Source organism: Streptomyces sp. NPDC051662, assembly GCF_040681655.1.
Lineage (GTDB): Bacteria > Actinomycetota > Actinomycetes > Streptomycetales > Streptomycetaceae > Streptomyces.
Genome location: NZ_JBFAZD010000002.1, coordinates 162,029 through 175,947, shown reverse-complemented (window position 1 = coordinate 175,947; position 13,919 = coordinate 162,029). Strand labels below are relative to the sequence as shown.

General features: G+C 71.3%; 11 protein-coding genes and 1 pseudogene. 8 read left to right on the top strand and 4 right to left on the bottom strand.

What is annotated here, in order from left to right:
- Positions 1 to 41 precede the first annotated feature (41 nt).
- Positions 42 to 1,187 (bottom strand): S1 family peptidase, encoded by a 1,146-nt coding sequence (locus AB0M67_RS03480; RefSeq protein WP_365742151.1) that lies wholly within the window; start codon positions 1,185 to 1,187, stop codon positions 42 to 44.
- Between the two features lie 232 nt (positions 1,188 to 1,419).
- Here AB0M67_RS03480 and AB0M67_RS03475 point away from each other — a divergent pair.
- From AB0M67_RS03475 to AB0M67_RS03455, 5 genes and pseudogenes are all read left to right on the top strand, one after another.
- Positions 1,420 to 2,075, top strand: a pseudogene (locus AB0M67_RS03475) (hypothetical protein).
- A gap of 206 nt (positions 2,076 to 2,281) precedes the next feature.
- A complete protein-coding gene (locus AB0M67_RS03470; RefSeq protein ID WP_365742149.1) occupies positions 2,282 to 2,491 on the top strand; it encodes a ferredoxin in 210 nt (69 codons plus the stop codon).
- Positions 2,481 to 3,851 carry an FAD-dependent oxidoreductase gene (locus tag AB0M67_RS03465; protein WP_365742147.1) on the top strand — a complete coding sequence of 457 codons (1,371 nt, stop codon included), beginning with the start codon at positions 2,481 to 2,483 and terminating at the stop codon, positions 3,849 to 3,851. The genes AB0M67_RS03470 and AB0M67_RS03465 overlap by 11 nt, the downstream gene beginning before the upstream one ends.
- 115 nt (positions 3,852 to 3,966) lie before the next feature.
- Positions 3,967 to 5,169: a cytochrome P450 gene (locus tag AB0M67_RS03460; protein WP_365742145.1), complete on the top strand. Its 1,203-nt coding sequence runs from the start codon at positions 3,967 to 3,969 to the stop codon at positions 5,167 to 5,169.
- Between the two features lie 93 nt (positions 5,170 to 5,262).
- Positions 5,263 to 5,994 (top strand): hypothetical protein, encoded by a 732-nt coding sequence (locus tag AB0M67_RS03455; RefSeq protein ID WP_249950676.1) that lies wholly within the window; start codon positions 5,263 to 5,265, stop codon positions 5,992 to 5,994.
- A 413-nt stretch (positions 5,995 to 6,407) separates the two neighbouring features.
- Here the strand turns inward: AB0M67_RS03455 and AB0M67_RS03450 are convergent, their stop codons facing one another.
- Positions 6,408 to 7,619, bottom strand: coding sequence for a pyridoxal phosphate-dependent aminotransferase (locus tag AB0M67_RS03450; protein ID WP_365742142.1), 1,212 nt, complete (start codon positions 7,617 to 7,619; stop codon positions 6,408 to 6,410).
- 86 nt (positions 7,620 to 7,705) lie between these two features.
- Here AB0M67_RS03450 and AB0M67_RS03445 point away from each other — a divergent pair, with 86 nt between their 5' ends.
- The 3 genes from AB0M67_RS03445 to AB0M67_RS03435 all read left to right on the top strand — a co-directional run bounded on the left by AB0M67_RS03445 (position 7,706) and on the right by AB0M67_RS03435 (position 11,834).
- Positions 7,706 to 8,368 carry a helix-turn-helix domain-containing protein gene (locus tag AB0M67_RS03445; RefSeq protein ID WP_365742140.1) on the top strand — a complete coding sequence of 221 codons (663 nt, stop codon included), beginning with the start codon at positions 7,706 to 7,708 and terminating at the stop codon, positions 8,366 to 8,368.
- 190 nt (positions 8,369 to 8,558) lie between these two features.
- Positions 8,559 to 11,081, top strand: a complete 2,523-nt coding sequence (locus AB0M67_RS03440; RefSeq protein WP_365742138.1) for a SpoIIE family protein phosphatase — start codon at positions 8,559 to 8,561, stop codon at positions 11,079 to 11,081.
- Between the two features lie 114 nt (positions 11,082 to 11,195).
- The gene (locus AB0M67_RS03435) at positions 11,196 to 11,834 is read left to right on the top strand and encodes a uridine kinase (RefSeq protein ID WP_365742136.1); all 639 of its coding nucleotides are present in this window, start codon (positions 11,196 to 11,198) and stop codon (positions 11,832 to 11,834) included.
- A gap of 150 nt (positions 11,835 to 11,984) precedes the next feature.
- On the opposite strand, the gene AB0M67_RS03430 is transcribed toward AB0M67_RS03435, so the two are convergent.
- Positions 11,985 to 12,884, bottom strand: coding sequence for a PfkB family carbohydrate kinase (locus tag AB0M67_RS03430; RefSeq protein ID WP_365742134.1), 900 nt, complete (start codon positions 12,882 to 12,884; stop codon positions 11,985 to 11,987).
- Positions 12,885 to 12,898: 14 nt separating this feature from the next.
- The gene (locus AB0M67_RS03425) at positions 12,899 to 13,837 is read right to left on the bottom strand and encodes a pseudouridine-5'-phosphate glycosidase (RefSeq protein WP_365742132.1); all 939 of its coding nucleotides are present in this window, start codon (positions 13,835 to 13,837) and stop codon (positions 12,899 to 12,901) included.
- Positions 13,838 to 13,919: the final 82 nt, after the last annotated feature.

Here is a 13,919-nt window from a genome sequence, read left to right as displayed (position 1 = left end):
CCGCCGGGCAGGCGGAGTTGGCGGTCACATCTCGTAGTGGGTCAGGCTGTGTGGAGTGTCAGGCCGTAGCGGCCCAGGATTTCGTTGATCGGCTGGTACCAGGTTTCGCCGCCACCGCTGCAGTTGCCCCAGCCGCCCGAGGTCACGCCCTGGGCCTGGTCGCCGCTGATGAAGGAGCCGCCCGAGTCGCCGCCCTCGGCGCAGACGCTGGTCTTGGTCATCTGGTGGACGGCGCCCTGGCTGTAGTTGACGGTCTCGTTCTTGGCCAGGAGGTTGCCGCAGCGCCAGTGTGTCGTGGAGCCGGAACGGCAGATCGAGGCGCCGATCGGGGCCTCGTTGGAGCCGCGGACGAGCTGGTCGGAGACGGAGCCCCAGCCGAGGACCACCGGGACGGTCCACCAGCCGCTGCCGACGTTCACCCACGCGTAGTCGTTGTCAGGGAAGGACGAGCCCTGGAAGTTTCCGATGTACGAGCCGTCCCAGCCGCTCACCGAGGCGCCGGCCTGGCCGCAGTGGCCGGCCGTGACGAAGCCGCCGTGGACGGAGAAGCCGATGGAACAGCGGACGTTGCCCGTGTAGTACGGGTCGCCGCCGACGGTGCCCGCGGCGAAGGTCTGGGGAGCCTGGGCGGTTTCCTTGACCGTGACGGGGCCGGCCTGCCTGGCGCGGTCGAGGAAGTCACGGACATCGTTGTCGTTCTTCTGCGCCGCGACGACATTGACCACGACGCGGTTCGCCTTGGGGTCTACATGCCAGCTGCTGACACCGGCCGGCGCGGAGAGCTCGTCGATCCGCTCCTTGGCCGCGTCGAGCTGCCGCGCGCTGTGCTCGACGAGCCGCACGGTCGCGCCGGTCGCCCGTACGGCGTCGGCCTTCTGAGCGCTGGTGACCGTGACGGTCAGCGTGCCGCTGTCCGGGTTGAACCAGGAGCCTCCGTAGGAGGCTCCCGCCACGTGCTTCGCCTTGCTCTCGACAGCCGTCGCTGTCTTCTCCGCGGCCAGCCGCGCCTTGGCCTGGCTCTCCGTCAGCCCCAGGTCCTTCTGCATGGCGGTGAGCAGACCGGCGGAGGCCGGGGCCTCGGCGGTGGGCGAGGGGGCCGCGGCGGCCGGTGCGAGCCCGGCGGCGGCCCAGGTGCCGAGGAGAAGGAGTGCGGACAGACCGGTGCGTATCACTGTCGTACGTCTCAAGGGATGTGGCCCTTCTGTGTTCCAGCATGGTGGGGGTGGAACAGCAGGCGACTGAGAGCGCTCTCAGGCGGTGCCAGCCGGAGCGTAGCCGAGGATCATGAGCAGGTCCATGCCAAGCGGAAGGATCCAGGGATCCTCGCCGGTCGGCGCCCTTGGCCGGTGCGACGCGGGGTGCCGTCATCGCCACGCGTCGTCAACAGCCGTTCCTCTTCGGGCTGTTCAGGATGGGATCATGGCACTCACCGCATCCGGCGCGTCATCGCGGGCGCTCCACGATCCGACGAACGAGCTGCTGGCGGACCCGTACGAGGTGTACGCGAGGCTGCGCGAGACCGCGCCCGTACAGCGGATCGTCGGGCCCGACGGGCGGCCCGCCTGGATCGTCACGCGCTACGAGGACGTACGGCGGTTGCTCGCCGACCCGCGGCTCTCCCTCGACAAGAGCCGTGCGCTGCCCGGGGGTTACCGGGGTTTCGGGCTGCCGCCCGCCCTCGACGCCAACCTGCTCAACATGGATCCGCCGGATCACACCCGTATCCGGCGTTTTGTCGCCCGGGCGTTCACCGCGCGGCGGACGGACGCCCTGATCGCCCCCGATCCCGCGGCAACGCCGTCCGCGCCCTGCTACGGCACCCCGAGCAACTGGCTGCGCTGCGCGCCGAGCCGGACCGGCTCGACCTCGACCGGGACACGGCGGGGCAGGTGGCTCTCGGGTACGGCATCCACTACTGCCTCGGCGCACCGCTCGCCCGGCTGGAGACGGAGATCGCGCTCAACGCGCTGCTGGAACGCTTTCCGAGGCTGGCGCTCGATGTGCCGTACGAGGAACTGCGGTGGCGCCCCTCGACCCGTGCCCGGGGCCTGGTCGCGCTGCCCGTACGGTTCTGAGCGGTCCCGAGCCGAGCCGCCCGATTCCAGCCGCCCGGAGTCAAGCCGCCCGATTCCAGTCGTCCGGAGCCGAGTGGTCCGTTCCGGAAACCCTCCGAGTCCGTCGCGCCGTGCCGGAACCCCGGTGGCGTAGTCGGCCGAGCGCCCTGTCCTTCCCGCGGCTAGAAAGGGACTGGACGCCGGCGCGCTGAAGGGAGCGGCTCGGGATGCGGATGGTGGTGGACCTCACGCGCTGTCAGGGCTACGCGCAGTGCGTGTTTCTCGCGCCGGAGGTGTTCGAGCTGCACGGGGACGAGGCGTTGCTGTACGACCCGACCATCCCCGACGACCAGCTCGAACGCGTACGTCAGGCAGCGGCGGCATGCCCCGTCCAGGCCATCCTCGTGGGAGAGGAGGCGAGTATCGGTGCCCGATGACCTGTGGCACGGGCGGATCGTCATCGTCGGCGCCTCGCTGGCCGGGTTACGCGCCGCCGAGGCGCTGCGCGAGGAGGGCTTCACCGGCTCACTGACCATGGTCGGGGACGAGACCCATCCGCCCTACGACAGGCCGCCGCTGTCCAAGCAGGTACTGCTCGGCAAGGTGGCCGCGGACGCCACCGGGCTGCCGACATACCGGGACCCGGAGGCACAGTGGCGGCTCGGGGTACGTGCCACCGGGCTCGACGCCGTCGGGAAGCGGGTGCTGCTGGCCGACGGCGAGTCACTGCCCTTCGACCGGCTGCTGATCGCCACCGGGACTCGGGCACGGCCCTGGCACAACCCGGAGGAAGCCGCCCTGGACGGGGTGTTCACCCTGCGCACCCGCGACGACGCCGCTCTCCTGGCCGAGCGGCTGGCCGCCGGTCCGCGCAGGGTGCTGGTGATCGGCGGGGGCTTCACGGGCTCGGAGATCGCCTCGTCCTGCCGGGAGCGGGGGATCGAGGTCACGGTCGCGGAACGCGGCCCCGCGCCGCTGGTGGGCGCGCTCGGCGGGACGCTGGCGAAGCTCGCGGCCGGCCTGCAACGCGCCCACGGCGTGGACCTGCGCTGCGGGGTGACGGTGACCGCGCTGCGCGGGAACGGCCGGTTCACCGGTGCGGACCTGTCGGACGGCAGCCGCGTCGACGCCGACGTGTGCGTCGTCGCCATGGGTGCGGTGCGCAACACGGAGTGGATCGCGGATTCCGGGCTGGCCGCCGGCCCGCGCGGGGTCGCCTGCGACGCCGGGTGCCGCGTCTTCAACATGTACGGGATCGTCACCGACGACGTCTTCGTGGCCGGCGATGTGGCGCGCTTCCCGCATCCGCTCTTCGAGTACCAGCTGATCGCCCTGGAGCACTGGGGCAACGCGGTCGAGCAGGCCAGGGTGGCCGCGCACAACATGGTCAACCCCGGGCCGCGGCGGCTGCCGCACCTCGCGGTCCCGGTCTTCTGGTCGAGCCAGTTCGGACTCAGCATCAAGTCCGTCGGCGTCCCCACCCTCTCCGACCAGGTGGTCATCGCGCAGGGCTCACTCGAAGAACGCCGGCTGGCGATGGTCTACGGCTACCAGGGCCGTGTGACCGCCGCGGTCACCGTCGACATGGCCAAGTCGCTTGAGTACTACCAGAACCTGATCGAGACCGCCGCCCCGTTCCCGCCAGGTCCCGGCGCGGCCGACGGTCTCGCGCCGCTGACCCAGTTCCCGGTCCCCTCCAACGTGCCTGACCCCAAGGGGCTTTCCCACGGTCCCACCGTCGCGCTCACCGGTCATCTGCTGGACCGCCGGCTGACGGTGGTGCGGCCCGCCCGTTGAACCCGCCGTTCCCCGCCCTCGCCGTTGCCCCTTGCCCGTTCCCGTCTCGTCTCTGCCCGTCCACGTCGTCCCCGTTGTCCCCGCCGTCCCCTGCCCGTCCACAAGGAGCCCCCGCATGGCCGTCGACAACCTGCTGGAGCGGATCACCGACTACGCCAACCGCCCCGACCCCTACCCGCTGTACGCGGAACTCCGCGAGGCGGGCGTGGCCCGGCAGCAGGACGGCAGCTACCTGGTCGGCACGTACCACGACATCGCTGCCCTGCTCCACGACCCGCGGATCAGCGCGGACCCCCGCAATCACACCGCCCCGTCCCGTGGCTGGGCCGAGGACGGGCCGAAGCCGCCGTTCCTCCGGCTCGATGACCCCGAACACCAGAGGCTGCGCGGTCTGGCCATGCGACCGTTCGGCCCACCGCACAGCCCGGGCCGTATCGACGCGATGCGCGGCGAGATCTCCCGGATCACCGAAGAGCTGATCGAGACGCTCAAGGATCACGGTCAGATCGATGTCGTCGACGACATCGCCTACCCGCTGCCCGTCACGGTCATCTGCCGGCTGCTCGGTGTGCCGCGCGAGGACGAGCCGCTGTTCCGGGAATGGTCCGACGCGATCGTCGCCTCCGCCGATGTCAGGTCGGAGGAGGACTCCACCCCACGCGAACAGGCGGGCTCAAAGGCGCGGGCGGAGATGGGCGGATACCTCGTGGACCTCGCCGAGCAGCGCCGCGGCCACCCGACGGACGACATGCTCTCCGCCTTCGTCAACGAGCCGGACCCGGCCAAGCGGCTCACCGACGAGGAACTGGCGGCCACGGCCGTGTTGCTGCTCATCGCCGGCCATGAGACGACGGTCAACCTCATCACCAACGGGGTGCTCACCCTGCTGCGCCACCCCGACCAACTCGACCGCCTGCGCCAGGACCCCGGCCTGCTGCCGAACGCGGTGGAGGAACTGCTGCGCTACGAGCCTCCGGTCCACATGCGTGAGCGCATCCCCCTCGCCAATATCGAGGTCGCGGGCACCACCATCCCCAGGGGTACCACCGTCGTGCTCGCGCTGGCCGCCGGCAACCGGGATCCCCAGCGGTTCCGTGACCCCGAGCGCTTCGACCCGGCCCGCCCGGACAACCAGCATCTCGGTTTCGGCAGCGGTATCCACCTCTGCTACGGCGCACCGCTGGCCCGGATCGAGGCCCAGATCGCCCTGGGCGCGCTGATCCCCCGCCTCGGCACCGCGCGCCTCCTCCAGGACCCGCCCCCCTACCGGCGCAACGCCATGCTGCGCGGGCCCCGCCATCTCCCCATCGAACTATGAGAAGTTGGCCGATCGTCCGGACGGAACGCGGAGCCGTCCGGCGACCCGGTAATTCGTTCGATGGCGGGTGTCCGCCTTGCTAACGTCCCTGTTGTGGCGAAACTCAATCAGATCATCGCAGTGGAGAAGGGCGTCAAGTCCAAGGCGCATCAGGACCTGACGGCGGCTCATCACGGCCTCCAGAAGCCGGCGCTGCTGGCCGGTATCTCGCGTACGTACCAGACGAAGGACGAGGAGGGCGAGCAGCTTCCGCCCGAGTCCACCCGGGTCCAGGTCAAGGCCGAGGACGTACTGCGCGAGACCGCGAAGACCCTGACGCGGCTGTTCGATGTGACCGCCACCAAGGACTGGGCGAACTGCACGGCGCGCGCCGATGTCACCGTCGACGGACGGGTGCTGGTGAGCGACGTACCCGTGGCCTATCTGCTCTTCCTTGAGAAGCAGCTGACGGACCTGAACACCTTTGTGCGCAAGCTGCCGGTCCTCGACGCCTCGGAGTCCTGGAGCCAGGACCCGTCGACCGACGCGTGGAAGACGGAGGCGGTACGGACGCTCCGTACGAAGAAGGTCCCCCGTAACCATGTGAAGGCCGAGGCGACCGAGAAGCACCCGGCCCAGGTCGAGGTGTACTACGAGGACATACCGGTCGGGTACTGGACCACGGTGAAGTTCAGCGGCGCGCTGCCGGCACGGCGGGTGAACGAGCTGCTCGACCGGGTCGAGAAGCTCCAGCAGGCGGTCAAGTTCGCCCGTGAGGAGGCCAATGGCGCCGAGGTCACCGACCAGCGGGTGGGGGACGCGGTGTTCGGCTACCTGTTCGGGTAGCCTCAATGACTCCCCGGCCTGCCCTTGAGGGCGGCCGGGGTGCGCGAGGAGCGCAAGCTGAAACTGAGGCTTGTCGTGATGGCGTGGTTCCAGTGGAGGTTCGAGTCCTCCCCGCGGCACATCCACAAGGATGGGCGGGCCGCGGTAGCCCAACGGGCAGAGGCAGACCGCGATCAATCTCAGACTCTTGCTCCAGACTCAGCATTCGCCGCCGATCGCCGGATCGAACGGGCCCAGGCCCCGGACGTCGAAATGCCGGTTCAAGTCCGGCCTGCGCAGCTCGATGCGCGGTGGTCCAAAGGCAGGACGCGGCGACTTCATCACTGACCTGGGTTCTTAAACGTGCCGGCGTGCCCGATGGGCGGCATCTCAGGGCCCGGGGGCCGGCTACGCCCCCGGGTCCGCTCCTTTTCTCATTGGCGGTAGCCGCTCAGGAAGCGGCCGATCCGGCTGATGGCGGCGTCGAGATCGTCCGCGTAAGGGAGCGTCAGAATCCGGAAGTGGTCGGGACGCGGCCAGTTGAACCCCGTTCCCTGCACGACCTGGATCTTCTCCCGCAGCAGCAGATCCAGCACGAACCGCTCGTCGTCATGGATCTTGTGCACCTTGGGGTCGAGCCGGGGGAAGGCGTACAGCGCGCCCTTCGGCTTCACACAGGAGACCCCGGGGATCTCGTTGAGCTTCTCCCAGGCGCGGTCGCGCTGCTCGTACAGCCTGCCTCCCGGCGCGGTGAGGTCCTTGATCGACTGCCGGCCGCCGAGCGCGGCCTGAATGGCGTACTGCGCGGGCGCGTTGGGGCAGAGCCGCATCGAGGCGAGCATCGTCAGGCCCTCAAGGTAGCTGCGGGCATGCTGCTTGGGTCCGGAGACGACGAGCCAGCCGGAGCGGAAACCCGCCACGCGATAGGTCTTCGAGAGCCCGCTGAAGGTGAGGACCACCAGATCGGGGGCGAGGGCCGCGGCGGTGTGGTGGACCGCGTCGTCATAGACGATCTGGTCGTAGATCTCGTCCGCGAACACCATGAGCTGATGGCGGCGGGCGAGATCGAGGATGCCCTCGACGATCTCGCGCGGATAGACCGCGCCGGTGGGGTTGTTGGGGTTGATGATCACGACGGCTTTCGTACGGTCGGTGATCTTCGACGCCATGTCGGCCAGGTCCGGGTACCACTCCGCGGACTCGTCGCAGAGATAGTGCACGGGACGGCCGCCCGCCAGCGTCGTCACGGCGGTCCAGAGCGGGAAGTCGGGGGCCGGGATCAGGACTTCGTCGCCGTCCTCCAGGAGCGCCTGGACGGCCATCGAGACCAGCTCGGAGACGCCGTTGCCGAGGAAGACGTCATCGACCGTGACCTCGGGCAGACCCATGGTCTGGTAGCGCTGGGCGACGGCGCGGCGCGCGGAGAGGACACCGCGCGAGTCCGTGTAGCCGTGTGCGCTCGGCAGCATCCGGATCATGTCCTGGAGGATCTCCTCCGGGGCCTCGAACCCGAAGAGCGCGGGGTTGCCGGTGTTGAGACGCAGGACGCTGTGGCCCGCCTCCTCCAGGGCGTCGGCGTGCTCGATCACCGGGCCGCGGATCTCGTAGCAGACCTCGCTGAGCTTGCTCGACTGCCGGAATTCCATGCGGTGGCCTCCCAGACCTTGGTGCGATACTTGGTTTTACCAAGTCCGAGCTTGGAAAGTCCAACAACATGTCTAGAATCCGTCACATGTCACGTCGCCGAAGCTACGACCAGTACTGCGCCACCGCCCGTGCCCTCGACTCCGTGGGCGACCGCTGGACCCTGCTGATCGTCCGGGAGCTCCTGGCGGGCCCCCGCCGGTACACCGATCTGCACGCCGATCTGCCGGGTGTCAGCACGGATGTGCTCGCCTCCCGGCTCAAGGACATGGAGCGCGACGATCTGGCCCTGCGCCGCAAGCTGCCGCCCCCGGCCGGGGCGTATGTGTACGAGCTGACCGAGCGGGGGCGGGGGCTGCTGCCGGTGCTCACGGCTCTGGCGGAGTGGGGCGCGCCGGCACTGGAGGAGCGCAGGCCCACCGACGCCGTACGGGCGCACTGGTTCGCCGTACCGCTGCTGCCGGTGCTTGACGGGCTGTCGGGTCCGGCGGGCTCGGGTGTGGGCGGCGGGTCGGGGGAGGGGGTGGTGGAAGTCCGGCTGGACGAAGGGGCGTTCCATGTACGGCTCGGAGCGGGCGATCCGGTGTACGGCGACGGACCGGCGGAGAGCCCGGACGCCCGCCTCGTGCTCGACGCCGACACCTGCCGTGAGCTGAGCGGGGGCGCGCTGACGGTGGGGGACGGAGTGCGGGACGGACGGATCGAGGTGTCGGGCGACGGGCCGCTGGCCAAGGTGCTGCGGGGGGAGTGAGCGAGTGGGAGGCCGTTCCTTGCCGCGGAATAGGAGGCCGTCTCTTGCCGCGGAAGGTGACAGAAATAGCATTATTCGTCACTGATGTCATACTTGGAGGCGTCAGTAGCCACTGGAGCCACTGGAGGCCCGCCGGGGCCGGGACCTTGCTCCCCGGCGCTCGGGTCCGGGCAGGGTGAGATGAGCGACGATGAGGCGACCGGACTCCGGGCGGGACGACCAGCCCGTCCGGTCGAACGATCCCCCGGAGACCGACCTCCACGAGACCGACCTCCGCGAGACCGATCCGTTTGACGAGGCGGCCACGGCGAAGGCGGTCATCGACGCCCGGGGCACCGTAACGGAGTGGAGCGAGGGCGCCCGCAGGCTGCTCGGCCACCGGCCGTCGGAGATCGTTGGACGGTCCGCCGCCGCGCTGCTCGCCGACGGTGCGGTCGGGCGGTCCCGCACCGGCACGCTCGATCCGGCGGCGCTCGACCCGGCCGCCCTGCCGGACAGATGGAGCGGGACGGTGACGCTGCTGCACCGGAACGGCGAGCGTCTGGACGTACGGCTGCTGGCACACCGCCGTACGACGGACGACGGCGCCACCGAGTGGCTTCTCGTCTCCCCGCTGACGGGGACGGCCCCGGGCTCCGAGGCCCCGCGCCTGCTCGAACTGGTCTTCAGCCAGTCGCCCTGTCCGATGGCCGTCTACGACGCGCGGCTGCGGCTGCGGCACGTGAGCGAGGACATGGAAAGGCTGCTGGGCCTCGCCGAGGACGACGTACGCGGGCTGCGGCTGCCCGAGGCCATGCCCGCCCCGGAGATCGACAACACCGAACGGCACATGCTGCGGGCGCTGGAGACCGGCGAACCGCAACGCCTCGAATTCTCGCTGCGCCTGCCGGGCCGCGACCAGGAGTTCGCCTGGTCGGTCTCCATCGCCCCGCTGCGGGACGGCGACGGCCGGACATGCGGTGTCGTCGTGGCGGTACACGACATGACCAAGCAGAGCCGGGCCCAGCAGCGGCTGCTTCTCATGAACGAGGCCAGTACCCGCATCGGCAGCGCCCTCGACGTCGTGAGCACCGCGCAGGAACTGGCCGATGTCGCGGTCCCCGTCCTCGCCGACTACGTCACGGTCGATTTGCTCCCCGAGGTCAGCGGGGGCAGCCGCGAGACCCCCGCGGGACCGCTGCCCGGCCAGATCAGGCTGCGGCGCGTGGCCCTCCGGTCCGTCTTCGAGGGGGCCCCCGAAGCCGCGGTCGAGGTCGGGGACACCTCCTTCTACCCCGACAGCTCACCCGCCGCCGAGTCCCTGCTCACCCAGCGGGGCGTCATGAAGAGGGTGACGGACTCCTCCGTGGCCCTCTGGGAGCTCACCGACCCGGTGCGCGCCGCCAAATTGCGCGCGTTCAAGTTCCACTCGAACATGGCCGTACCGCTGCGTGCCCGCGGCGCCATCCTCGGTGTGGCCACCTTCTCCCGGCACCGGAGCCCGGCCCCCTTCGAGCTGGACGATCTGCTGCTCGCCGAGGAGATCACGGCGCGGGCGGCCGTCTGTATCGACAACGCCCGCCGCTACACGCGTGAACGCGAAACGGCGCTCGCCCTTCAGCGCAGCCTGCTGCCGCGCGCGCTGCCCGACCACGCGGCGGTCGAGTTCGCCTTCCGCTACCTCCCCGCGGACACCGGAGCCGGGGTCGGCGGCGACTGGTTCGACGTGATCCCGCTGTCCAGCTCGCGGGTGGCCCTGGTCGTGGGCGACGTGGTCGGCCACGGCGTCCAGGCGTCGGCCACGATGGGCCGGCTGCGTACGGCCGTACGCACCCTCGCCGATGTCGATCTGCCGCCCGACGAACTGCTCACCCACCTCGACGACCTCGTCAACCATCTGGCCGCGGAGGCGTCGGCCGGACAGACCCCCGGCGCCGCGGCCGAGGGGGCCGGGGATGTCGGCGCCACCTGCCTCTACGCGGTCTACGACCCGGTGTCCCGGCGCTGTTCCCTCGCGCGCGCCGGACACCCGCAGCCCGCGATGGTCACCCCGGACGGCACTGTCGACTTCCTCGACCTGCCCGCGGGGCCCCCGCTCGGTCTGGGCAATCTGCCCTTCGAATCCGTCGAGGTGGAGCTGCGGGAGGGCAGCGTGCTCGCGCTGTTCACCAACGGCCTCGTCGAATCGCGCGAGCGCGGCATCGACGAATCGTTCGCCGTGCTGCGCACCGCCCTCGCACAGCCCGCGGCCCCGCTGGAGGACACCTGCGACAACGTACTGAAGACGCTGCTCCCCAGCCGCCCGGCCGATGACGTCGCCCTGCTCCTCGCCCGTACCCGCGCTCTCGACGCGAACCAGGTCGCGACGTGGGAGCTGGACTGCGATCCCGCCGGGGTGGCCCAGGCGCGCAGGGACGTCGCCGAACAACTGGCCGTCTGGGGGCTGGAGGAGGCCGTCTTCACCACGGAACTGGTGGTCAGCGAACTGGTCACCAACGCCATCCGATACGCCGAGGCCCCCATTCAGTTGCGCCTCATCCATGACCGCAGCCTCATCTGTGAGGTCTCGGACGGGAGCAACACCGCCCCGCATCTGCGCCGGGCCCGGGTGTTCGACGAGGGGGGCCGCGGCCTCCTGCTCGTCGCTCAGCTCACCCAGAGCTGGGGCACCCGCCAGGGCACGGCAGGCAAGACCATCTGGGCCGAGCAGACGCTCCCCGTGGTCGGGATCTGAGCCCTGCCGACCGGAGGCCGGTGAGGCCGGTGAGGCCGGTGAGGGTGACGGGGGTGACGGGGGTGACGGGGGCCGACGCGCCATGAGCGAGCGGCGCTGGACGATGATGGGCGCGTGCGACTCGAAGCGATCACGTGGGAGCGGCTGACCGAGGCCGTCGCCGACCGGGTGCTGGAGACCGGGGCCGCGGACGGCGGTCCCTGGCTCCGTGTCGCCATCGACGGAGCACCGGCCGCCGGAACCGGGGAGCGGGCCGACGCGCTCGCGGAGGCGCTGCGGCTGCGCGGCCGGTCGGTACTGGTCGTCGGCACCGGCGGATTCCTCCGGCCGGCGTCGCTGCGGTACGAGTACGGTCGCGACGACCCGGAGACGTACTACACCGGCTGGTTCGACACCGGGGCGCTGTGGCGGGAGGTCTTCGGGCCGCTGGAGCCCGGCGGCACCGGGCGGGTCCTGCCCGATCTCTGGGACCCCGCCACCGACCGGGCGACCCGCAGCCCGCACAGCGAACTCGCGCCCGGCGGTGTGCTGGTGCTGCACGGTCCGCTCCTGCTGGGGCACTGGTTCCCGTTCGACCTCTCGGTGCATCTGCGGCTGTCACCGGCCGCGCTCCGGCGTCGTACGGACGAGAGCGAACGCTGGACACTTCCCGCTTTCGAGCGCTACGAGCAGGAGGTGGACCCGGCCGAGGCCGCCGATGTGGTCGTACGGACGGACGATCCGCGCCATCCGGCGTGGGGCGGTCTCGAATAAGCGGTCCCGGGCACCGGGCGGTCTCGAACAATGGTCCCGGGCACCGGTCTTGGGCACCGGTCCCGGTCGGCGCGGGCCGCAGGACCGGTCTCGGACGGCGTGGGCCGCGGGCACCGGTCTCGGACGGCGTGGGCCGCCGCGGCCCTTGAGTCAGGGCCGGCCGCCCACCGTCGCGACCGCCCGCGCCCCCGCCCGGCAGCCCGCTGCCGCGGCCGCCACCGGGTCCGCCCCCGTGAGCCGGGCCGCGAGGAACGCGCCCGTGAAGGCGTCGCCCGCACCCGTCGAGTCCCGGGCGCGGGCCGGGACCGGCGGTACCCGGGCCAGGACGGCCCCCGCCTCCGCCACCAGCGCGCCGTCCCCGCCCAGGGTCACCACCGCCACCCCCGCCCGACGGCTCAGCGCGGCGGCGGCGTCCGCCACGTTCGTCAGCCCGGTGAGGAGCCTGGCCTCGTCCGCGTTCGGCAGCAGTGCCTCCACGCCCTCGACCGACGCCAGAAAACGGTCCACGCCCAGCTCCTTGATGAACCCCGCCGAAGCGGGGTCCACACTCACCGGGACGCCCCGCTCCCCAGCCGATTCCAGTGCGGCGAGGGCCAGTCGGCGGCCGGTGTCCGCGAAGAAGAGATAACCGGAGAGATGCAGCCGGCCCACCCCGTCCAGCAGGGACGGCGACCAGTCGGCGGGAGACAGCCGCAGCGCCGCGCCGCTGTCGGTGAGCAGGGTGCGTTCCGCGGAGGCGTCGACCAGACAGATCACCGTCGCGGTCGGCACCAGGTCGTCGACGACGAGATGGGTGCGTACCCCCGCCCGCCGCAGCCGTTCCTCGTGCCACTCCCGCGCCTCCGTCCCCACCCGTGCCAGCAGCCGCACGTCCGCGCACCCGGAGTGCGCCGCCCAGCAGGCCGCGTTGGCCCCGGCGCCGCCGGGCAGCGTACGGATCTCGGCGGCCGTGTCCGTACCGTGCGCGAGCGGGGTGCGGTACCGCGCCACCACATCGGTGACCACGTCCCCGATCACCAGCAGCGCACCGCCCCCGGTATCCGTGCTCATCCGCGTATCCGTGCTCATCCGCCCGCCGCGGTCCTGGCCGGCGCGGCCCACGCCGCCGCGATGCGCGCCGCGAGCCACGCATTGCCGCGCACCGCCGCGAGATTGGCCTCCAGGGAGGCGCCGCCCGTCCGGCGCATCAGCTGGTCCAGCAGGAACGGAGTGACCGCCTGGCCGCTGATACCCCGCTCATGACACTCCGTCAACGCCTCCGCGAGGACCCGGTCGTGCCGCGCCGGATCCAACTGCTCCGCTTCCGGCACGGGGTTGGCGACGATGAGCGCCGACTCCGGTCCGCCGAGCGCGTCCTGAGCGTCCATCACCGCCGCGACCTCCTCGGGCGTACGGACCGTCCAGTCGACCGGTTCACCGGACGAGGTCAGATAGAAGCCGGGGAACAGGTCGGTCCCGTAGCCGAGGACGCCCACCCCCAGCGTCTCCAGCCGCTGGAGCGTCGCCGGTACGTCGAGGATCGACTTGACGCCCGCGCACACCATGGTGATCCGGGTCCTGGCCAGCAGGCGCAGATCGGCCGACTCGTCCTGGGTGTCGGTCCAGCCGCGGTGGACCCCGCCGAGGCCGCCCGTCGCGAAGACCCGGATCCCGGCCCGCGCGGCCAGGAACGCCGTGGCGGAGACGGTCGTGGCGCCGCTCGCCCCCGCCGCGAGCGCGGGCGCCAGATCGCGATGGCCCAGCTTCCGTACGGAGTCGTCCTGGGCGATCCGTTCCAACTCGTCCTTGGACAGGCCCACCCGGGGCCGGCCGTCCAGCACGGCGACCGTGGCGGGTACGGCGCCACCGGCCCGTACGAGCGCCTCCAGCTCCTCCGCGACGGCCAGATTGCGCGGGCGCGGCAGTCCGTGCGCGATGATCGTCGACTCCAGGGCGACCACGGGACGGTGCCCGGCGAGCGCCTCCCGTACCTCGGGGGAGAGCTGCGAAGTGATGTCTGGCATGTCCCCATCCATGGCACATCCCGCGCGGACGCAAACGTCGACGCGCGGGCGAACGGCGCTACTGTGCCCACACGCCCCAGGA